This is a genomic window from Actinokineospora spheciospongiae (assembly GCF_000564855.1).
Classification (GTDB): Bacteria; Actinomycetota; Actinomycetes; order Mycobacteriales; family Pseudonocardiaceae; genus Actinokineospora; species Actinokineospora spheciospongiae.
This window is the reverse complement of record NZ_AYXG01000179.1, coordinates 13,168-32,322: the sequence shown is the minus strand read 5'-3', so window position 1 is coordinate 32,322 and position 19,155 is coordinate 13,168. Positions and strand designations below refer to the sequence as shown.

Annotated in this window: 19 protein-coding genes; 13 read left to right on the top strand and 6 right to left on the bottom strand. The window is 72.0% G+C overall.

Annotated features, from left to right (window positions below):
• Positions 1–243: 243 nt before the first annotated feature.
• Both UO65_RS23175 and UO65_RS23170 read right to left on the bottom strand, forming a co-directional pair.
• The gene (locus UO65_RS23175) at positions 244–543 is read right to left on the bottom strand and encodes a YiaA/YiaB family inner membrane protein (RefSeq protein ID WP_035286229.1); all 300 of its coding nucleotides are present in this window, start codon (positions 541–543) and stop codon (positions 244–246) included.
• Between the two features lie 43 nt (positions 544–586).
• Positions 587–2,146 (bottom strand): Eco57I restriction-modification methylase domain-containing protein, encoded by a 1,560-nt coding sequence (locus UO65_RS23170; protein ID WP_200873437.1) that lies wholly within the window; start codon positions 2,144–2,146, stop codon positions 587–589.
• Positions 2,147–2,322: 176 nt separating this feature from the next.
• On the opposite strand from UO65_RS23170, the gene UO65_RS23165 reads away from it, so the two are divergent.
• From UO65_RS23165 to UO65_RS38310, 4 genes are all read left to right on the top strand, one after another.
• Positions 2,323–2,565, top strand: a complete 243-nt coding sequence (locus UO65_RS23165) for a type II toxin-antitoxin system Phd/YefM family antitoxin (RefSeq protein ID WP_233427811.1) — start codon at positions 2,323–2,325, stop codon at positions 2,563–2,565.
• A complete protein-coding gene (locus UO65_RS23160; protein ID WP_035286225.1) occupies positions 2,562–2,822 on the top strand; it encodes a Txe/YoeB family addiction module toxin in 261 nt (86 codons plus the stop codon). The genes UO65_RS23165 and UO65_RS23160 overlap by 4 nt, the downstream gene beginning before the upstream one ends.
• Before the next feature lie 202 nt (positions 2,823–3,024).
• Positions 3,025–3,483, top strand: coding sequence for a hypothetical protein (locus tag UO65_RS23155; protein ID WP_035286223.1), 459 nt, complete (start codon positions 3,025–3,027; stop codon positions 3,481–3,483).
• 3 nt (positions 3,484–3,486) lie between these two features.
• Positions 3,487–3,840: a hypothetical protein gene (locus tag UO65_RS38310; protein ID WP_035286222.1), complete on the top strand. Its 354-nt coding sequence runs from the start codon at positions 3,487–3,489 to the stop codon at positions 3,838–3,840.
• Here UO65_RS38310 and msrA read toward each other — a convergent pair.
• Both msrA and UO65_RS23140 read right to left on the bottom strand, forming a co-directional pair.
• The gene (gene msrA, locus UO65_RS23145; RefSeq protein WP_035286220.1) at positions 3,837–4,505 is read right to left on the bottom strand and encodes a peptide-methionine (S)-S-oxide reductase MsrA; all 669 of its coding nucleotides are present in this window, start codon (positions 4,503–4,505) and stop codon (positions 3,837–3,839) included. The genes UO65_RS38310 and msrA overlap by 4 nt on opposite strands.
• Before the next feature lie 17 nt (positions 4,506–4,522).
• The gene (locus tag UO65_RS23140) at positions 4,523–5,800 is read right to left on the bottom strand and encodes an alginate O-acetyltransferase AlgX-related protein (protein WP_052021647.1); all 1,278 of its coding nucleotides are present in this window, start codon (positions 5,798–5,800) and stop codon (positions 4,523–4,525) included.
• A gap of 216 nt (positions 5,801–6,016) precedes the next feature.
• Between UO65_RS23140 and UO65_RS23135 the strand changes: the two genes are divergently transcribed.
• From UO65_RS23135 to UO65_RS36930, 9 genes are all read left to right on the top strand, one after another.
• Positions 6,017–7,633 (top strand): hypothetical protein, encoded by a 1,617-nt coding sequence (locus UO65_RS23135; RefSeq protein WP_052021645.1) that lies wholly within the window; start codon positions 6,017–6,019, stop codon positions 7,631–7,633.
• Positions 7,630–8,565 carry a glycosyltransferase family 2 protein gene (locus UO65_RS23130; RefSeq protein WP_035286214.1) on the top strand — a complete coding sequence of 312 codons (936 nt, stop codon included), beginning with the start codon at positions 7,630–7,632 and terminating at the stop codon, positions 8,563–8,565. The genes UO65_RS23135 and UO65_RS23130 overlap by 4 nt, the downstream gene beginning before the upstream one ends.
• The gene (locus tag UO65_RS23125; RefSeq protein ID WP_035286213.1) at positions 8,562–9,263 is read left to right on the top strand and encodes a class I SAM-dependent methyltransferase; all 702 of its coding nucleotides are present in this window, start codon (positions 8,562–8,564) and stop codon (positions 9,261–9,263) included. Before UO65_RS23130 ends, UO65_RS23125 begins: the two co-directional genes overlap by 4 nt.
• Positions 9,256–10,191 (top strand): lysylphosphatidylglycerol synthase domain-containing protein, encoded by a 936-nt coding sequence (locus UO65_RS23120; RefSeq protein WP_035286212.1) that lies wholly within the window; start codon positions 9,256–9,258, stop codon positions 10,189–10,191. Before UO65_RS23125 ends, UO65_RS23120 begins: the two co-directional genes overlap by 8 nt.
• Positions 10,192–10,240: 49 nt before the next feature.
• Positions 10,241–12,151 carry a hypothetical protein gene (locus tag UO65_RS36090; RefSeq protein ID WP_152552226.1) on the top strand — a complete coding sequence of 637 codons (1,911 nt, stop codon included), beginning with the start codon at positions 10,241–10,243 and terminating at the stop codon, positions 12,149–12,151.
• Positions 12,152–12,246: 95 nt separating this feature from the next.
• Positions 12,247–13,590, top strand: coding sequence for an SHOCT domain-containing protein (locus UO65_RS33570; RefSeq protein ID WP_052021643.1), 1,344 nt, complete (start codon positions 12,247–12,249; stop codon positions 13,588–13,590).
• A 16-nt stretch (positions 13,591–13,606) separates the two neighbouring features.
• Positions 13,607–17,080, top strand: coding sequence for a glycosyltransferase (locus UO65_RS23105; protein ID WP_035286210.1), 3,474 nt, complete (start codon positions 13,607–13,609; stop codon positions 17,078–17,080).
• Between the two features lie 42 nt (positions 17,081–17,122).
• A complete protein-coding gene (locus tag UO65_RS23100) occupies positions 17,123–17,446 on the top strand; it encodes a helix-turn-helix domain-containing protein (RefSeq protein WP_233427810.1) in 324 nt (107 codons plus the stop codon).
• A gap of 863 nt (positions 17,447–18,309) precedes the next feature.
• A complete protein-coding gene (locus tag UO65_RS36930) occupies positions 18,310–18,468 on the top strand; it encodes a hypothetical protein (RefSeq protein ID WP_161784501.1) in 159 nt (52 codons plus the stop codon).
• Here the strand turns inward: UO65_RS36930 and UO65_RS23095 are convergent.
• Positions 18,457–18,906, bottom strand: a complete 450-nt coding sequence (locus UO65_RS23095) for an Imm1 family immunity protein (RefSeq protein ID WP_035286207.1) — start codon at positions 18,904–18,906, stop codon at positions 18,457–18,459. The genes UO65_RS36930 and UO65_RS23095 overlap by 12 nt on opposite strands.
• Entirely contained in the window at positions 18,903–19,136 is a 234-nt protein-coding gene (locus tag UO65_RS23090) for a hypothetical protein (protein WP_035286206.1), read from the bottom strand. Before UO65_RS23090 ends, UO65_RS23095 begins: the two co-directional genes overlap by 4 nt.
• Positions 19,137–19,155 lie beyond the last annotated feature (19 nt).

Below are 19,155 nucleotides of genomic sequence, written 5' to 3'. Positions count from 1 at the left end.
ATGTAGCGCAGCTGGTAGCGCATCACCTTGCCAAGGTGAGGGTCGCGAGTTCGAGTCTCGTCATCCGCTCGGTCGACTGGGTCGACCTTGTTCGCAGAAAGCGCGAACGGGGTCGACCCTTCGTCGTACCTGGGGGTCGAACCCCCAGACCCCCACGGTGCGTTCGGTTCCTGAACCAGCGTGGTCGAGGTGCGGGTGTGGTGGTTGGGGTGTGGTGGGTGGGGTGCGGGTGTGGTGGGTGGGTCAGGTGCCGGGGGTGCGGAAGGGGTCGTGTTCGGCCATCAGCTTCTCCATGCGGGCGCGGTCGATCCTGGCGGCGACGGCGGTGTCCTCCTGCCGGTCCCGGATGACCTTGGCCAGGGTGAACGCGGAGGTCACGGTGTAGAGGGCGCCGATGGCCAGGAAGGCGCGCACCCACGGGTCGACGGGCAGGACGGCGATGCCGACGGTGGTGGCGACCAGCGCGATCCCGAAGGACAGGGCGGCCTGGGCGAAGAACGCGCCGGTGGTGGGCGAGGACGGGGCCTTGGTGTCGCTGCTCATGCCTGAATGCTGCGCGGCCCGCGCGCCCCTGTCATGAGTAGCCCTACTCGAATGCCCGCTCCACCGCCCGCTCCAACCGGGGCAGCAGCGACGGATCACCCCCGGCCAACCCCCTGGCGGCGGCAACGATCTCCCGCGCCGCCGCCGAGTCGGGGTGCGGCACCGGCAGCCGCGCCACGTACTGGGTGATCCACCGCCGCCGCCCCGCGTAGAGGCGGTTGCCGCACACCTCGTCGTAGAACCGGGTCCCGAACGCGGAGTTGGCCACCCCGAGCACGAGGTGGGCGAGGTCGTCACCACCCAACTCGGGCACGCTGATCCAGTAGCAGTCCCCGTTCACCACCGCCCCGCTGCGGTCCACGGCGAACCGCGGCTCCGGGCTGATGTCCGGGAACACGATCTTCGGCACCCGCCACAGCGAAGGCCGGTGCGGTACCCAGATCTCGAACCACTCCCGCCCCGCCGCCGCCACGTACCGCCTGCCCTCCAACCGCTCCCGGTGCGAAGCCAGGTACGCCGCGGCCCGCGGGTGCAGGGCCAGGTCCACCGGCTTGCGGGTCGGGAGGTCGAGGTACGGGTAGAGCACCCGGACGCGGGCAGGCCCCGGCGCCGTCCACTGGCGCACGTCCGCGTGCGTGAGCAACGGCCGCAGGAGCGCGGCCTCCGGTACCCGGTCGGCGGGCAGGGCGTCCCAGTGGTCGCCGATGAACACCTGGTCGGCGGTGGTCTTGATGCCCACCCGGATCTTCGCCAACTCCCCCAGCGTCTTCCACGTCCGAGCCCGCACGGAGGTGCTGCGCCGCTCCCGCTCCGGGGTGCTCAACCGCCACGGGTCCTCCGGCCCCGACCGCCCGAGCGTGCCCACCTCCACGGCGAAGGACCGCCCCCGCACGGAGACGGTGGAGGAGGAGTCGGAGGTGACAGCGGCGAAGAGGTCACCGGCGGGCGCCCCGCGCTCCACCTGGTAGGCGCTGGCGTAGCGGGCCGTCCGGTGCTCCCGGTCGTTGGTCGCCACCACGACCGCGGGCAGGACCGCCGCCTCGAAGAGCTTGGTGTCCCCGAGGTCGTACACCTCCCGCACGGAGAGCCGTTCGCTGAGCAGCCCCCGCACGTTGGCACCCGCCTTGGTGCTCAGGAAGCGGTTGCTGCACAGCAACCCGAACACCCCACCGGGCTTGAGCAACCGCGGCACCATCGCGACGAAGGGGTGGGTCAGGTCGATCCGCCCCCGCAACCCGAACCGCGCCGCCAACCGCCGGGTGTCCTCCCCACCGAGCACCTGGGTCCGCACGTAGGGCGGATTGGTGATCACGACGTCGAACGAACCCGCGGGCAGCGCCTCCCCCACCTCGGTGAAGTCCCCCACCGCGATCTCGGCCCCCGGCAACCGCCCCCGCGCCGCCGCCACCGCCTCCGGGTCCAGGTCGAACCCCACCAACTCCGCCTCGACCAACTCCCCCACCGCGGCGAGCAATTCCCCGTCCCCACAGGCCGGGTCGAGCACCCGAACCCGCCCACCGACCCGCGCCACCACCCGCCCGGCAACAAACCGAGCCAACGCGGCAGGGGTGTAGTGCACCCCGAACCGCTTGCGCCGATCCACCACCGAGATCTTACGGCGACCCCCACCGGCGGAGCCGCGTCCGAGCCACCCCCACGCTCAGCCGCCCCCGGCGAGGACCCCGCCGGACATAGGCCACCCCAGGCGCACCCCTTGCCCTCGCGCAGCCTTCGACGTACATTATCTTGTACGTCGAAGGGAGGGTGCTGGTGAAGACCATGAGCTACTCCGAGTCTCGCGCGAAGTACGCCGAGACCCTCGACTCCGTGGTCAACGACCGCGAGGAGGTCGTGATCACGCGTGCGGGCCACGAACCGGTGGTGATCGTGTCCCTGGACGACTACCAGTCGCTCAAGGAGACCGCCTACCTGCTCCGCAGCCCGGAGAACGCACGGCGGCTGATCACGGCGATCGAGCGACTGGAGTCCGGCGGCGGCGCACAGCACGACTTGGCGGAATGAAGCTGACCTGGGACGAACTCGCCTGGCAGGACTACGTCTGGTGGCAGTCCGAGGACCGGAAGGTCCTCAAGCGGATCAATGAACTGATCAAGGACATCGTCCGCAACGGGAACGAGGGGCTCGGCAAACCCGAGCCCCTCAAGCACGGCTTCCAGGGCTACTGGTCCCGCCGCATCACCGACGAACACCGCCTGGTCTACAAGCTGGCAGGCGACGAGGTCCGCATCGCCGCCTGCCGGTACCACTACGGGAAGTAGCCCTCAGCCCTCGCGCACTCCGGCACCGACGGGGCACGCCACGCCGGTGCCGCCCATGCCGCAGCAGCCGTGGGGGTTCTTCTGCGGCGAGAGGTACTGCTGGTGGTAGCGGTGTCCTTGAACAGGTGACTCTTGGTGGACAGTTATCCCCAGTCCGCGAGTCGACCTTGCGAAGACTTCTGAAAAAGTTCAGAATTAACGCATGGCGACCGAAGTGCAGTGGAGCGAGCTGCAACGCGACCCGAAGGGCGTCGCCGCACTCGCCGATCAGGGCGAGGTGCTTGTCCGGCGCCGGGATGGGGCGGCCCTGCTACTCACCCGCGAAGACAGCTCACGCTCCGCATCCGCGGGTTCGGTGACCGCGGCGCGGGCCCTGCGCGCTGTCCTACCGCACCTGCCGCAGGACATCGTGACCACAGCGTTGCTCGACGAGTTCCCCTGGGCCGACGTGCTCCCGCAGGAAGACCGGCTCCAGTTCGCACATGATTTCGTCCGCGCCTTCCAAGCGTCCGCCGAACTGGGGCACTGGTCTGTCCTCGAACAGACAGTCACCGAGTGGCGCAGCACGGCGGCCATCCACGCCGACCACGACCTGCGCGCCAAGCTCACCGGCCCCCTCGGCGACGACTTCGGCGAGGTCCCCGCACCGGTGGATCACTGACCCATGCCCGCCAAACGCGGCGATCGCGTCGCCCCGCCCCAACGCCCGGGCGGCTGGGAAGCCAGGTTCGCCACCACCGAAGCAGCGAAGGGCTGGGAACAGCTCTGCCAGACCGCCCGGGCGAACACGTGGGAGGCGTGGATCGTCCTCACCGAGCGTCCGACCACCCCGGAGAACCCGGCTCGCCAACATCGTCTACGAGGCAGGCTGGGCACTCGTGATCTCGCTGGCACCGCACTGGACCAGTGGCAGTACGAGGTCACAGCGGGCGGCCGGATCTGGTACTGCCCGGAACCCGACCGCCACATCGTGTGGGTGACCCATGCGGGCACAGGCCACCCCAAGCAGACCGACTAGCCCTCGCGAACCCCGAGGCCGATCGGGCAGGAGACGCCCGTTCCGCCCATGCCGCAGTAGCCGTTCGGGTTCTTCTGGTCGGAAAGGTACTGCTGGTGGTAGTCCTCGGCGTAGTAGAAGGGGCCCGCCGCGGCGACCTCCGTGGTGATCTGGCCGTAGCCCGCCTTCGACAGGGACTGCTGGTAGGCGGTCAGGCTCTCCTCCGCCGCGGTCTTCTGCTCCGCGTTGAGGTAGTACAGCCCTGAGCGGTACTGGGTGCCCATGTCGTTGCCCTGGCGCATGCCCTGGGTGGGGTCGTGGCCTTCCCAGAAGACCTTGAGCAGGGCGGCGTAGGTGATCACCTCGGGGTCGTACACGACCTGGACGGCCTCGGTGTGGCCGGTGAGGCCGCTGCACACCTCTTCGTACGTCGGGTTCTGCGTGGTGCCGCCGGTGTAGCCGACGGCGGTGGAGTAGACGCCGGGGAGCTGCCAGAAGACCCGTTCCGGGCCCCAGAAGCAGCCCATGGCGACGATGGCCGTCTCCAGGCCCTCGGGGAACGGGGGGACCTGGCGGTGGTCGGGGTGGACCGTGTGGTTGGTCGACACCACCAGGGGGGTGGCGCGGCCGGGGAGGGCCTGGTCGGCGGTCACCAGTCGGCTCTTGTCGCGTCCGAAGAACACCATGCCTCCAAAGTACCTGTTCAGCGGCGGATTGGGCGTTTTGCCAGTTCGGTCCGCACGCGGTTGATGAAGTCGTCGGTGAGCCAGGTGCCGCCGCCCACCGCGAGGGCTCGTTCCACGATCTCGAAGACGACCACCTCGTGGTCGGCGATCTCGTTGATGGTGGCGGTGGGGCGTTTGACGCTGCTCAGGTAGCTCAACACCGTGACGTCCGTGAATATTGCCGACAGGTAGGGCACGGAGACGCCGGTGAACGAATCGCCGAGGAAGAGGGTGGGGTCGTCGATCGTGCCCTCGGTGGGGTCGGACTGGCGGTGGAAGGGGGTGGACAGGTCGGTGCGGGGGGCCTGGGTGCGGTCGGTGGTGCCGTCGGGGCGCAGGGAGTAGAGGGTGCCCTCGCGGTTTCCGCGCTTGCCCTGGATGCCGGGGAGGTCCGCGGGGATGGAGAACTTCGCCCCCGGCCGGGTGGTCCAGGTGGCCGTGACACCGGGCTGGACGGCCTCGGCGGTGCGGCGGACCATGGCCATGGCGCCCTCGTCGGTCCAGTGGGTGTCGAGCTTGAAGTAGGCGGGGCGGCCCAGGCCCTTGGCGACGGACTGCAACTCCCCGCGCAGGTCGACGCCACCCGCGGCGTCGACCTGCTTCCACAGTTCGGTGCGGGCCGCGTCGGCGCACTCCTTGTTCGGGTAGTTCGACGGCAGGTGTTCGGGGACCATCGTCGACTTGTCCGGGGCGACGAGCAGGACGAACTCGCGGCCGGAGGTCTCCACCGCCTCCTCGAGCTCCTTGAGCAGGCCGACCGTTTCGGCGAAGGGCCTGCTCGGCTTGCACTTGGCCGTCATGTCGGCGTCGAGGTACAGCCAGCCGTCGGTGCCCTCGACGACCGACACGTCCGCGGCCCGCGCCGGGCCCTGGCCGGGCTGCTCCGGCTGCCGGTCGGGCGGCGGGGCCGGGGTGGCACCGGTGCCGAGTGGGCCGGTGTCGGGTTCGTCGCCGAAGGTGGGTGGTTCCCCGAACACGCCGCGGCTGACCCCGTCGGCGGCGGTGATGGCGGCCGGGCGGAAGGACAGGTTGTCGGTGGCCCAGGCGTCGAAGCCGCGGAAGAAGCCCCAGCCGTCGCCGACGCTGGGGAACGAGGCGAGCGGGTGGTTCTCGATCTCCGCGGGCCGCACCCCGACCACGTACAGCAGGGTGGGGGCGGCGAAGAAGACCAGGGCGCTGATGACGGCGAGCTTCTGCCGGGCGCCGTGCCGGGGGCGGTGCAGCGGGTGCTCCCTCGGCAACCACGCCTCGTGCACGGGGGGCAATTTCGGGGCGGGTGCCTGATCCGTCACCCGAGCACAGTAACCCGCGCCCGCGACCGGCACTGACCGTTCCGAACACACGCGCGGTTGCCCTCCCTAGACTGCGCTTCGCACCCGAAAGTGTCAGTCGAACACGAAAGCGATCCGCCACCCGTGACCGAAACCGCTGAAGTCCCTCCGACGACGGGGGCCGCCCGGTCTGCGCGTTGGTTGTGGGCGCTCGAACTGCTCGCCCTCCTCCCGATCGCCGCGACCCTGCTCGACGTGCTGAACGGGCCGCACCTGCAATTCCTGGACTACTGGACGATCCTGCTCAACTTCTACAACCCGGACGCCTCGCTGGACGTCGGCGGGTTCTTCGTGTTGCGCAACGAGCACCCGGTGGCCCTGCCCGCACTGTTCTACTGGCTGAACGTGCTGGTCGCCCACGGCGACAACCGGACGCTGGGCTGCGTGGTCGTCGCCGTGGTCGTGCTCACGGTGCTGGCGTTGCGGGCGGCGCTGCCGAGGTCGTTGCCCCCGGTGGCGCGGGCCGGGCTGGTGGTGGCCGCGTCGGCGCTGCTGTTCAGCCCGCACGGGCTGCACAACTTCGTCCGGTCGATGAGCGGCATGGCCTGGCTGACGGCGAACCTGCTGGTCGTGCTGACCCTGCTGCTGGCCAGGCGGGGCTGGTGGGTGGGCTCGTGGGTGGTCGGGCTGGTGGCCTGCCTGTCCTACGGCACCGCCTTCCCGGTGTGGGTGGCGCTGGCCTGGTTCGCCTGGGTGCGCCGGGAGGCCGTGTGGAAGCGGGTGGTGCCGCTGGTCATCCTGGCCGCGGTCTTCGTCGTCTGGAAGATCGCGTACCCCGGGGCGGGGGCGGACCAGGCGCCGGGCAGCGACCCGAGCCAGGCGCTGTACACGTTCCTGTCCGCCGTCGGTCACCTGTGGACGGCGAACAACGCGGGGATGGCCGTTGTCGCAGGCATGGCGGTGCTGGTCGGGTACGGACTGCTGCTGACCACCCGGAGCGCGCGGGCGCCGGAACTGCGGGTGTGGTGGGCACTGGCCCTGCACGCGCTGCTGGCCTGCGCGATGATCGGCGTCGCGCGGATCGACTTCGGCCCCGACTACGGGTTGAGCAGCCGCTACACCTCGCAGTCGGTGCTGATGGCGGTGCCGCTGCTGGTGATCGCGGGGTCGGTGCTGGTGCGGCGGTCGTGGGCGAACACCCCGCGGGTGGCGGTGGCGGCGGTCGCGGCGGGAGCCCTCGGGTTCGCGCTGGGCGTGCCGACGGCGATCAGCCTGCGCAACGAGATGCGCGAGGTGCCGCTGCAGGCGATCGCCCTGCGGGCGGGCCTGACCGATGCCTACCCGACCACCATGCCGGAGGGGAAGGAGATGCGGGAACTGCTCCCCCGGATCGGCCACTACCCCTTCACCCCGGACTTCACCCTCGGCTGCGGCGGCCCCGAACTGGGTGACCGGGTCGACGTGGGCTCCGCCGAGCGGGTGGCGGCGGCGGACAAGAGCCGCAAGCAGGACCCGTCCGGCTTCGTCGAGGAGAGCACCGAGCTCGCGGGCGCCGTGGTCGTGCGCGGTTGGGCCAGCGGCGTCGGTGACCCGATCCGCTGCGCGATCGTGGTCGACGGCGCGGGCGTGGTGGTCGGCGGCGGGATGGTCGACCAGATCCGGACCGACGTGCGGGCGGAGCTGAACTGGCTGTCCAACCACACCGGGTTCGCGGTGGTGGGGCCGACGGCGGCGGAACAGACCAGGGTCGTGTTCGTCCGCGCGAGCGGGCGGATGCTGTGGATGCCCACCGAACCGGAAAGTGGGGGTGAGCGGTGACCGAGGTGAGTGTGCTCGTCCCGGCCAAGGACGAGGAGGCCACGCTGACGGCGCTGGCCGACGAGGTCGCGGCGGCGCTGCACGGCGTCGACTACGAGCTGATCTTCGTCGACGACGGCAGCACCGACGGCTCCTGGAAGATCATGTGCGAGTTGGCCGCGACCAGGCCCGCGGTGCGCGCGGTGCGGATGCGGCGCAACTTCGGCAAGGCGGCGGCGCTGGCCGCGGCGGTGTCCGAGGCGCGCGGGCGCCGGGTGGTCACCATGGACGCCGATCTCCAGGACGACCCGGCCGAGGTGCCGCGGCTGCTGGCCGAGCTGGACACCGGGGTCGACCTGGTCAGCGGGCACAAGGTGGACCGCAAGGACCCGCTGTCGAAGCGGCTGCCGTCGAAGGTGTTCAACAAGGTGGCCGGGGTGATCACCGGGCTGCCGCTCAAGGACCACAACTGCGGGCTCAAGGCCGCTGACACCGAGGTCTACCGCCGGGTGCCGCTCTACGGGGAGCTGCACCGCTACATCCCGGCGCTGGCCCACCAGCAGGGCTACAAGGTGAGCGAGCTGGGGGTGAACCACCGGGCTCGGGCGCACGGGGTGTCGAAGTACGGGCTGGAGCGGTACGTGCGCGGCGCGATCGACCTGATGACGGTCGTGACGATCACCAAGTACGGCCGCAGGCCCGCGCACCTGTTCGGCGGGATCGGGTTCCTGTTCGGCGCCGCCGGGTTCCTGGTGCTGCTGTACCTGACCGGCGTGTGGCTGTTCACCGCCGACCCGATCGGCACCCGACCGCTGCTCAACCTGGGCGTGCTGCTGGTGATCCTGGGCGTGCAGATGGTGTCGTTCGGGTTGATCGCGGAGATCCTGCTGCACCGCACCGCCCGGCGCGACGAGGTGCGCGAGCTGGTGTCCGAGCGGACGGACAGCCGATGAGCGGGCTGCGCGGCGCCTACGTCGGCGGGGTCCGTGCCGCGCGCAGGCTCGCCGACCGGACCGGGCTGCTCGACCGGCTCGGCAGCAGCGACGCGCACACCGCCCGCCACCTGCGCACCCTGTTCGCCGTGCACGACGTCGTGGACCTCGCCGGGCTGGACCTGGCCTGGTGGAGCTACCCGGCGATGGCCCGGGTCGAGCGGTTCCTGGCGGGCCGGGACGCGCCGCGGGTGTTCGAGTTCGGCGCCGGGGCGAGCACGGCGTGGCTGGCCCGCCGCGCCGCCGAGGTGCACAGCGTGGAGCACGACGCCGGGTTCGCCGGGCACGTGCGGGCGCTGCTGGCCGACGCGCCGCACGTGACCCTGCACGCGGTGCCCGCCACCCCGGCCGACGCCTCGACGGTGGTCCGGTCCGAGCGGGCCGGGCACGAGCACCTGGACTTCGGCGCGTACGCGGCCACCATCGACGCGGTCGGCGGTGAGTTCGACCTGGTCGTGGTGGACGGCCGGGCCAGGGTGGAGTGTTTCCGCCGCGCCCTGGACCACCTCGCACCGGGTGGGGTGGTCGTCTTCGACAACATCCGCCGCAAGCGCTACGCCGAGGCCACGACCACCCCGGGCACCCGCGTGGAGTACCTGCGCGGTGGCACCCCGGCGCTGCCCTACCCGACGACGACCGGGTTGATCAGCCGTGGCTGAGGGGGCGGGCAGACGCGTCCGCGCGGCCGACGTGCTGGCCGTGGGGTTCGTGCTGCTGGCCGTGGGGGTCGCGGGCTGGGCGCTGCGCGAGGACCTGCCCGCCCTGGGCGCGGCCATCGGCACCATCGGCTGGTGGCGGGCGGCGGGCGCGTTCGCGCTGGTGGTGCTCGGGCTGCTGGCGACGGCGCAGGTGTGGCGGCGGTGCCTGGACGCGCTGGGCCACCGGGTGGGCTGGGCCGCCGCCCGCACGATCTTCTTCCCGGCCCAGGTGGGCAAGTACCTGCCGGGCGCGGTGTGGCCACTCCTGGCGCAGGCCCGGTTCGCCCGCCGGTACGGTGTGCCCGCCCGCTCGGCGCTGGTGGCGGGTGCGGTGTTCCTGGCCGTGCACGTGGTGACCTCGGTGGTGGTGTCCGCCGGGTTGCTGTTCGCCGACCGGGGGCTGCTCTCCGGGTACGGCTGGGCGGGGCTGGCCGCGGTGCTGGTCCTGCCGCTGCTGCACCCGGCGGTGGTCACCGCCATCGTGCGCAGGCTCGGCAAGGACAGCGGGCTGCCCGCGCTGACCTGGTCGGCGCTGCTGCGGCCGATGGGGTGGATGGTCCCGGCCTGGCTGGCCTACGGTGCGGCCGGGCTGCTGGCGGCGGCACCGTTCACCGGCGCGACCGCCCGACTCGGCGGGCTGGCGACCAGCGGGTTCGCCCTGAGCTGGCTGGTCGGGCTGGTCGTGGTCTTCGCCCCGGCCGGGCTGGGCGCGCGGGAGGCGGTGCTGGTGCTGGTGCTGGGGCCGGCGCTCGGGGTGGTGGCCGCAACCGCGGTGGGGTTGTTGCTGCGGGTGTGCCACACCGTCGCCGACATGGGTTTGGCCCTGGTGCACGGGGTGTTCGGCGGATCACGGTCCGTCGCCGAATACGGGGAAGGCGCGCCGGGATGACGGTGCGGGTGGCACGATTCGACAGAGCTCCAGCCGGAACGGGGAACCGATGACCTGGCAAGACGATCTGCGCAAGCTGGACGAGGCGCTGACCAAGGACGCGGTCACCCTCGCCGAGTACCGCAAGCGCCGCGACGAGATCCTGATCGCGGCGTCGACCTCACCCGCGCCCGCGCAGTCCAAGCGCCCGACCGCGGTCGGCTCCACCAGGACCGTCGAGGAGCGTGCCATCCCCGTGGACCGCCGCGGCCCGCAGCCGCCCCCGGGACCGGCCCGCCCGCCCGGCCCCGTCGCGGGTCCGCCCCAGTTCCCGGTACCCCCGGTGAACCCGACCCCGCCGGTGGCGGGACAGGCCCAGTCCCCGACGAAGCCGATCCAGCCGGTGGCAGGACCTCCCCGACCGACGCCGGAGCAGGCCCGGCCGATGGCAGGGCCACCCCGACCCTCGGCGAACCCGGCGCAGCCCGTGGCGGGGCAGGCGCAGGCTCCGGCGGACCAAGCCCGACCAACGGCGCAGCAGGCCCAGTCATCGGCGCAGCAGGCTCAGCCATCGGCGCAGCAGGCCCAGTCATCGGCGCAGCAGGCCCAGTCATCGGCGCAGCAGGCCCAGTCATCGGCGCAGCAGGCTCAGCCATCGGCGCAGCAGGCTCAGCCATCGGTGGAGCCCACCCATCCGGTGGCGGGCTCGGCCCCGTCATCGGCGAACCCGATTCGGCCGGTGGCAGGTCCGGCTCAGCCGCCCGCCGCAGGCCCGACCGGGAGGCGGGTCACGGACGAGGTCCCGGCGAACCCGGCGCAGAACCCGGATACGGCGGGCGCACCGGCGGGCTCGGCACAGCCACCCGCCGCGACCTCGGGTGGGGCCGCGGACAAGACCTCGGTGGATTCGGACCGGACCCCGAACGCGGCCGATCAGGCGCGGCCATCCACGGCAGGCCCCGACAAGCCGCCCGCGAACCAGGACAAGCCGCCGGTTCCCCCGGCGGGGCCCGCCGAGAAGCCGGTCCCGGCCGGGAAGCCCGATGCCGGGCCCCGGGCTCCGGGGGAGGGTTCCGCGGCGGAACCGGCGCGGCCGGGCGGTGCCGAGCCCGCCCTGACGAAGCCGGAACCCCCCGCGGCGCAACCGGAGCAGCCCTCCGACCAGCCGAAGCCCGACGCCGACACCACCCAGGTGATCGGCGACGTGGGCAGCACGCAGGTGATCCAGCGGGCCGTCGTGACCGCCGCGGGGCAGCCGCCCGGACCAGGCGGACCAGTCGGACCAGGCGGGCCGCACGCGTCGCTGCCGCCGATGGTCACGCTGCCCCGCGACACCCCGATGCAGGGCCACGAGGTCTTCGCCGTCGCGGCGGACGGGACCGGGGGCAACCGCAACCGGGTACTGGTCGCGCTCGGTGCGCTGGTCGTGATCGCGGGGCTGGTGTGGTGGCTGGCCTTCTCCGGCGACCCCGGCGACCGGCAGCAGGCCGCCCCGCCCGCGGTCCAGGTCGGTGACCCGGCGACGATCACGCTGCCCGGCACGCCGGACCCGCGCAGCGGCACCATGAGCCTGTCGCAGGCGCAGTCGGCGAACGTGTTCAGCGCCCGCGAGGTCGGCCTGCTGTCCGCGGTGGGGGTGAACGCCGTCACGTACGTCGGTTCGTACGAGGGGACGACCGCCTACCTGGTCCAGGCGTTCCCCAATTCGGACGCCGCCGCCGCGGCGACGACGACCACGGGGGTGCTCGACGCCAACCGCAAACTCAGCTTCGCCGACAAGGAGGTCGAGGGCCTGCCCCCCGCCGCGCGCGCCGTCGGCACCCAGGGACCGAAGTCGTCCCTGGCCAGAGCGGTCTACACCGCAGGCACCTGGACGGTGCAGGTGAGCGTTCTGCAGTCGCCGTCCGGTGATCCGGCGGTGCTGGACGAGCAACTGCGGACTTTGGTGGAGACCGTCGGCAAGACGCTGCCGGTGACCTGATCCTTTCCCGCACGTATCCATTTGGCGACCGCACCGCAGGACGTCATGCGACTTAGGCACAATGAGCGCGTCCTGACGCGGTTGGAGGCATTTGCATGTCCTGGCAAGACGAGCTGCGGAAGCTCGACAGCGCGCTGGTGGCGGGTGAGTTGACCGCCGACGAGTACCGCCAGCGCCGCGACCGCGTGATGGTCGAGGCTGCGGGCCAGAACCAGGGCGGGCAACCGGCGACCCCGGCCCAAGCCGCCCCGGCCCAGCCTGCCCCGGCCCAACCCACCCCACCCCAACCGACCCCGCCGACCCCGCCCCCGCCGAACGCGATGGAGTCGACGCAGATCGTCGCTCCGGTCTCCGGCGGCTTCCCGACCCCACCGCAGCAGCAGCCGGGCACCACCGAGCGCACCCAGGTGGTGCCCGGGCAGCAGCAGCAGCCGCCGCAGCAGGCGGGTGGCAACGAGTCCGCCGAGCGCACCCAGGTGGTCCCCGGCAGCGCCATGGGCGGCAACCCGGGCAACCCCGGTGGCAACGGCGGGGACGCGGGCGAGCGGACCCAGGTCGTGCCCGGCCGCACCATGAACACCGGCCCGAACACCGGCCCCCACGGCGTGCCGCAGGGCATGGGCGGGCAGCCGCACTTCCCGCCGCCGCAGCCGCGCCCCGCCTGGGAAACCGCGCGGCCCCAGCAGAACCAGGGTCAGAGCCCGCCGCCGTGGATGAACGACGACGGCCTGCCGCCGGACTTCGGCTCGGCGCAGAGCTGGCCCCGGCAGGGCCCGGAGATCTTCACCGAGTCCGGGGGCGGCGGCAAGGGCAAGAAGATCGCCATCATCGCCGCCGTGGTGGTCCTGGTGGCCGCGGGCATCACGGCGTTCTTCCTGTTCAAACCCGGTGGCTCGGACACCGCGGACCCCGGGGGCCAGAACCCGCCCGCGGCGTCGAGCACCGCCCCGGCCACCCCGACCGGCCCGAAACTGCCCAAGGGGCCGTTCGTCGTGCTGGACGGAACCGAGCTGGACAACCAGAACATCACCATCGACACCGCGGTCAAGGGCAAGGTCCCGACCGAGGCCGAGGCCGCGTTCCTCAAGGCCCAGGGCGTGACGAACGTCGGCATGTACGTCACCAAGGAGAGTGACCTCGTCCGCGCGGTGTGGTCGTTCACGCCCGCCGCGGGGGCGGACCCCAAGGTGCTGCTGACCGCCCTCGACGGCTACTTCGCCAACCACAACCACACCGAGCTGAGCGGGCTGCCCGACGGCGTCCTCGGCCGCGCGCTGCCCGACCCGGCCCCCGGCCAGCGCGCCAGCTTCCGCGGCTTCTACATCGCCGACGGCGTGGTCCTGCAGATCGAGGCCTACGGCCCCGACCAGGCAGCGGCCAAGGAGGCTTTCGACAAGATCGTGGCCGACCAGGTCAAGAAGTTCCCGCCCGCGGCCTAGGGAACTGACGGCAGGGATGACTGAGCACAGCAACGCGCTGCTGGCGGTGCTGCGCGCCGCCACCGACGTCTCAGCGGGGTCGTCGGAGTTGGCGGTCGGGGTGCGGTCGTGGGAAGCGGCTGAGCACTTCTCCCCGGCCCGGCTGGGGGTGCTGGACCCGCTGCGGCTGCGCGCCGGGACGCGGGCCCTGCACCTGGGCTGCGGGTCCGGGGCGTTCCTGCGGGCGCTGGCCGAGGCCGGGCTGGTGGTCACCGGGTACGAGCCGGACGCCGGGATGGCCGCGGTGGCGCGGGAGCGCTGCCGGGACCTGACGGGGGTCGTGGTCGGTGGCGCCGAGGTCCTCGACGGCACCTGGGACCTGGTGCTGGCCGACGGCCCGGACGAGCGGATCGCCGACCTGCTGGCCCCCGGTGGGCTGGCCGTGCTGGTGTTCGGCAACGAACTGGGGTTGGCGCACGTGCTGGGCGCGCCCGCCCGGCCGGGGGCGTGGTCGCGGTCGGCGGTGGCCGAGTCGCTGGCCGCCGCCGGGCTGACCGCGCGGCGCACGCTGATGGCCTACCCGGACGAGGTCCTGCCGAGGGTGCTGCTCGACGAGTCCGCGTTCGACCGCCCGGACGCAGCCGAACTGGTCGACAAGCTGGTGCGCAACCCGGTGCAGGGCAGCGCGGCGGCGGTCGACCCGCTGGTGCCCGCCCGGCACCCGCACCGGCTGGCGGTGGCGAACGGCTCCGGTGCGGCGGTCGCGCCGGGGTACGTGGTCTTCGCCGCCCGCGACGCGGAGGCGCTCGCCCGGGGCGTCGAGGCGGGTCTGGCGTGGCTGCCCGCGAACCCCCGGCTGCCGCTGTGGCGGCGGTCCCGGCGGCTCGACGGGGACCTGACCCTGCGCACCGTGCGCGGCGAGGGCGGTGCGGCGGGGTGGCTGCGGCAGCGCGTGGTGGCCGCCGAACCGCTGGTCCCCGGTCGGGGCATGGACGCGCTGGTGCTCGACGCGCTGCGCGCCGGTGACCTCGACCAGGCCCGCACGCTGCTGGTGGCCTGGCGCGAGCACTGCGCCCAGGGTGCGGAGGACCTGACCGACGCGCACCCGAGGCACCCGTTCCTGCCCGGCCGCGCCGGGGTGCCGGTGCTGCCCGCGGACCGGCTCGACGCCCACCCCGGCAACCTGATCGTCGGCGCGGACGGTGTGCTGACCCTCGTCGACGACGAGTGGCGGGCCGGTGCGGGCGTCGACGCGGAGCTGGTGCTGCTGCGCGCGCTGGTGGAGTTCGCCAGGGAGATCGTCGGCAGCGCCGCCGAGCACCCGTGGCGGTCGGCGCGGACCGTGCACGAGGTGCTGGCGGGCCTGTGCGACCTGGTCGGGTTGACCGGGGCGCGGGACCGGCGGTGGGACGAACTCCTCGCCGCCGAGGCGAGCCTGCAGGAGGCCGTCTACGGCCGGGACGCCTCGGGCATCGCCGAGGAACTGGCCGCGAGCGCGCACGCGGTGCCACCGGAACCGCTGTGGCGCATCCCCGGCGGCCTGGCCGAGCTGCGCGCCGACCGCGAGCGCCGGTACCGGGCGGACCTGGCCGTCGCCGCCGCTCAGGGCGTGATCGAGGACCGCGAGCGGGACCTGGCGCGGGTGCGGGCCGAGCAGGCCGAGCTGGCCGACCGGCTCGCGCTGACCGAGCACGCGCTGGCGTCGGCGAACTCGGCGCTGGACACCATGGACGACCGGTTGGCGCTGGCCTTCGAGGAGGTCGCCGATGCGGTGGCCGAGGCCGGGGCCGCCTGGGAGTCCGCCGCCGAGGCCGCCCGCGCGGCGGAGCGGGCCGAGCACACCGCGGCGTCGCTGTCGGACCGGTTGACCCGGACCGCGCTGCGGTTGGCGGCGTTGGAGAACTCGAAGCTGGTGCGCCGCGCGCACCGCACGCTGTGGCCCGCCGCCCGCGTGGCCCGCGGGGTGCGCGACCTGGCGCTGGGCCGCCCCGGGGAGGAGTCGGACGGCGTGCTGCGCCGGGTCGGCGCCAAGTCGCCCGTGGTGAGCGCGGGCCTGGCCACCCGCTACCGGCGGGCCGCGGCGGGGGCCAGGGAGTCCGGCCTGCACTTCGACGTCCCGGTCCCGGCCGAACCGGTGCCGGTGGGGCGCGGTCAGGTCGTCGAGCTGACCGGGTGGGTGGTGCACGCCGCGGTCGGCGTGCGCGCGGTGCGGTTCACCGCCGACGGCGCGGAGGTCACCGCGGAGTACGGGCTGAGCAGGCCGGACGTGTCGGCGGCACTGCACGCGGCGGGGGTCCGCGCCCCCGAGGGCAGCGGTGTGCACGCGCGGCTGGCCGTCCGGACCGCGGCGGCGCGCGAGGTGCCGCTGTCGATGGCGGTGGAGCTGACCGACGGCACGGTCCTGCACCGCGACCTGCCGCCGCTGCCGGTGCGCCCGGGCAGCAGCCGGGAACGGCTGGTCGGCCACTGGACCGGCACCGGCCCGAAGGTCGCCGTGTGCCTGGCGCTGTACGAACCGGACATCAAGTTCCTCGCCGCCCAACTGGATTCGATCCGAGCCCAGCAGCACACCAACTGGTTCTGCGTCCTCTGCGATGACGGGTCCACAGAGGACACCCTGGCGGAGGTCCGCGCCCTCGTCCAGGGCGACCCGCGGTTCGCCCTGGTGGCCAACGAGGACAACGTCGGCTTCTACGCCAACTTCGGCCGGGCCGCCGAACTCGCCCCCGCCGACGCCGACGCCATCGCCCCCTGCGACCAGGACGACGTCTGGCACGAGGACAAGCTCAGCTCACTGCTCGCCCCCATGACCGACCCCGAGGTGCAACTCGTCTACGCCGACATGCGCCTGATCGACGAACACGACAACCACCTCGCCGACTCGTTCTGGCTCAACCGCGTCAACCACCAGGACGACCTGGAGTCGTTGCTGCTCCTCAACACCGTCACCGGCGCCTCCGCCCTGATCCGCGCCGACCTGGTGTTCAACCGCGCCCTGCCGATGCCCCCCGGCACCCCCTCTGCCTTCCACGACCACTGGTTCGCCGCGACCGCCCTGGTCAACGGCCGAATCGAGTTCATCGACCGCCCCCTGCACTCCTACCGCCAGCACTCCACCAACGTCACCGGCAGGCAGGACGAACGGCTGGACAAGGACCTGCCGTCCGGCCTGGCCCTGGTGAAGCTGGCCAACGGCGCCGACATCGACCCCGCGCTGGCTGCTGAGCTGGAGGTGGTGGCCGAGTTCGAACTGCGCCGGGTCGCGCAGTACGCGCGGGTTTTGTTGCTGCGCAACGAGGACACGGCGGATGAAGCGACCAAAGCGGTGCTGCGGCGGTTGAGCGCGGCGGACCAGTCGGTGCGCGCGCTGCTGCCGACGGTGGCCAAGGCGAGCCGGGACGGTGGGCGGGTGACCGCTGGGGCGGAGCGTCGGATGTTGGCGGCGGCGCTGCGGCGGCGGGCGCTGCGGGCGGCCCGGCTGCGGATTCCGCCGCTGACGCCGCCGAGCTAGTGTCCGGAGTCGTTAATTCGGTGCCAACTGCAGGTTGTGTTGGTGCCGAATCCGAAATTGGTGCCGCTGGTATTGCCCGAGGACGAGCGCCGGGTCCTGGAAGGGTGGACGCGTCGGCGGACGACCGCGCTGGCGCTTCGAGCGCGGATCGTGCTGGCCTGTGCCGAGTCCGCTGAGTCGAACACCGTTGTGGCGCAACGGTTGGACCTCAGTCGTCACACGGTGGGCACCTGGCGTGCGCGGTTCCTGCGTGATCGACTGGGCGGGCTGTCGGACGAGCCCCGTCCGGGTCGGCCGCGCACGATCTCCGATGATCAGGTCGAGCAGATCGTGGTGACCACACTGGGGACCACGCGGACGCCGTGATCCGCCGGTACCGCGACGAGGTCGCGCGCGACCGTGCCGCGTTCCCCGAGTATCGGGTCGAGACGCGCACCGTCACCCGGTCCGCTTGGAGCGCCGCCGCCGCGTCCGAGTAGGCGGTTTGCCCGCTGGTTCAGACTGAGAAGGCGAAGTGATAGTAGTTCGGATTGCGCGATCGGTCTGCATTTCGTTCGAGACCCTATTGGTCCGATCGCGGGTTACGTGCAGTCCGAACCAACGCCAACGGACAGTCATGTCGTGTCGCGCCGTGCGAACCATCCACACGATTGCAAGAACTGCCAAGATTCCGCTTACCGGAACCCAAGGAATAATTATAAGAATGCGGCTGATATCCATTTGGAGCGGCCCCTCCAAGCCATCGGACCAGCGATGATTGGTGAACTTTCCATGCGAGGCCAGGTGCTTTCTTCGCCCTCCGGGGCGATAGGGCGCGGTCGGATGATTGATGGGTAACCCGACTGAAAACAGGGGTGATAACCGCATTCCGGTGACGCGTTCGCAACCTTACGTGCCGCTTGATCATCTCTAGACAACAGGGTTGGCGGTCGACAATACCCAATTTCGGTCCTGCGACTCGCATCACCGTGGACTACGGTTCTGTAAATCGCTGATCAGGTACAGCGGAGAACTGCCCGCATCTCGTTCATGGATACAGCCTGCACCTTCGGCACCGAGTCTGTCATCAACAGATGTGGGCCACCCGAGTGAACCACCCGGATGCGCGTCGTTGGTGACTACGCGTCTGGGAAGGCACGGCGATTCTTCTGCTGGAGCACGCTCGGGGGTGCTCCATTCGATACAAGGCACCGAACTCGAACGGAGGTATCCCGTGAACGGATCGCCTGGTGATCGAGCGGTATGCCGAACTTCACGACCGGCGGGCGGATCTGCTGTTTGTGCTCGACCGCGACGGGCTGTCCGTCGAAGGGGGGGCGCAGGGGCAACCGGTGGCGCACTGGGGTCTGCGGTACGTGGAGTCCACCGAGCGGGAGCTACGCGCTTGAGGCTGTCCGCATCAGGCGAATCGGGGACAGCACCGATGCGGCTTCCTGCCACTGCATGCACGTCGGAGGTTGCCAGGTGGCCAGGAACTCCGTCACGGCGGCGTAAACCGTCTCCACGGGGACCTCGGCGTGCGGGGGTATCGCGAAGTCGTGGAATCCGGCCAGGTAGTAGGTCAGCCACTCGGTGTTGGTTCCGGTCGTGGGGACGTGGCTGGTCGCGCCCCGGGTCCACTTCACCACACCGACGTCGTTGTTGACCCCGAAGGTGAGCGTCACGTGGTCCTGGTTGTCCGCTTCCACCGGTTCTCGTGAGAGCTTCCAGCACCACGGGATCTCCACCCCGGCGTCGTTGAGCGCGCGCACCTCCGCGACCAGGTCGACCCCGGGCGGCATCGTTTCGCGGTCGAGGTACTCGGTGTGGAGCACGGGTTCGATCACAGCGGCGCCTTTCCTTCGTACTCCCGCTCGAACGGGTTTCCCACAGCTCGCTGTGCCGCGTCCTGCGCCCACCCGTCCGACCGGTGGGCACTGAGCGTGCCGAAGTCGCGGCCGTCGATCTCCACGCGCCCCACGATGGCGACGTTGCCGGTGCCCCGGCGCACCCGTGGCGGGAGGTCGTCGCAGTAGGGCAACGCCGCCGGGTATCGGTCGCCGTGCTTGTTCTCCACCCTCGATGGGGCGACGCGG

Bases quoted from the DNA above. Each gene is read 5' to 3' on its own strand.
- UO65_RS23175 (WP_035286229.1), bottom strand. From the start codon at position 543: ATGAGCAGCGACACCAAGGCCCCGTCCTCGCCCACCACCGGCGCGTTC.
- UO65_RS23165 (WP_233427811.1), top strand. From the start codon at position 2,323: ATGAGCTACTCCGAGTCTCGCGCGAAGTACGCCGAGACCCTCGACTCC.
- UO65_RS23160 (WP_035286225.1), top strand. From the start codon at position 2,562: ATGAAGCTGACCTGGGACGAACTCGCCTGGCAGGACTACGTCTGGTGG.
- UO65_RS23155 (WP_035286223.1), top strand. From the start codon at position 3,025: ATGGCGACCGAAGTGCAGTGGAGCGAGCTGCAACGCGACCCGAAGGGC.
- UO65_RS38310 (WP_035286222.1), top strand. From the start codon at position 3,487: ATGCCCGCCAAACGCGGCGATCGCGTCGCCCCGCCCCAACGCCCGGGC.
- msrA (WP_035286220.1), bottom strand. From the start codon at position 4,505: ATGGTGTTCTTCGGACGCGACAAGAGCCGACTGGTGACCGCCGACCAG.
- UO65_RS23125 (WP_035286213.1), top strand. From the start codon at position 8,562: ATGAGCGGGCTGCGCGGCGCCTACGTCGGCGGGGTCCGTGCCGCGCGC.
- UO65_RS36090 (WP_152552226.1), top strand. From the start codon at position 10,241: ATGACCTGGCAAGACGATCTGCGCAAGCTGGACGAGGCGCTGACCAAG.
- UO65_RS33570 (WP_052021643.1), top strand. From the start codon at position 12,247: ATGTCCTGGCAAGACGAGCTGCGGAAGCTCGACAGCGCGCTGGTGGCG.
- UO65_RS23105 (WP_035286210.1), top strand. From the start codon at position 13,607: ATGACTGAGCACAGCAACGCGCTGCTGGCGGTGCTGCGCGCCGCCACC.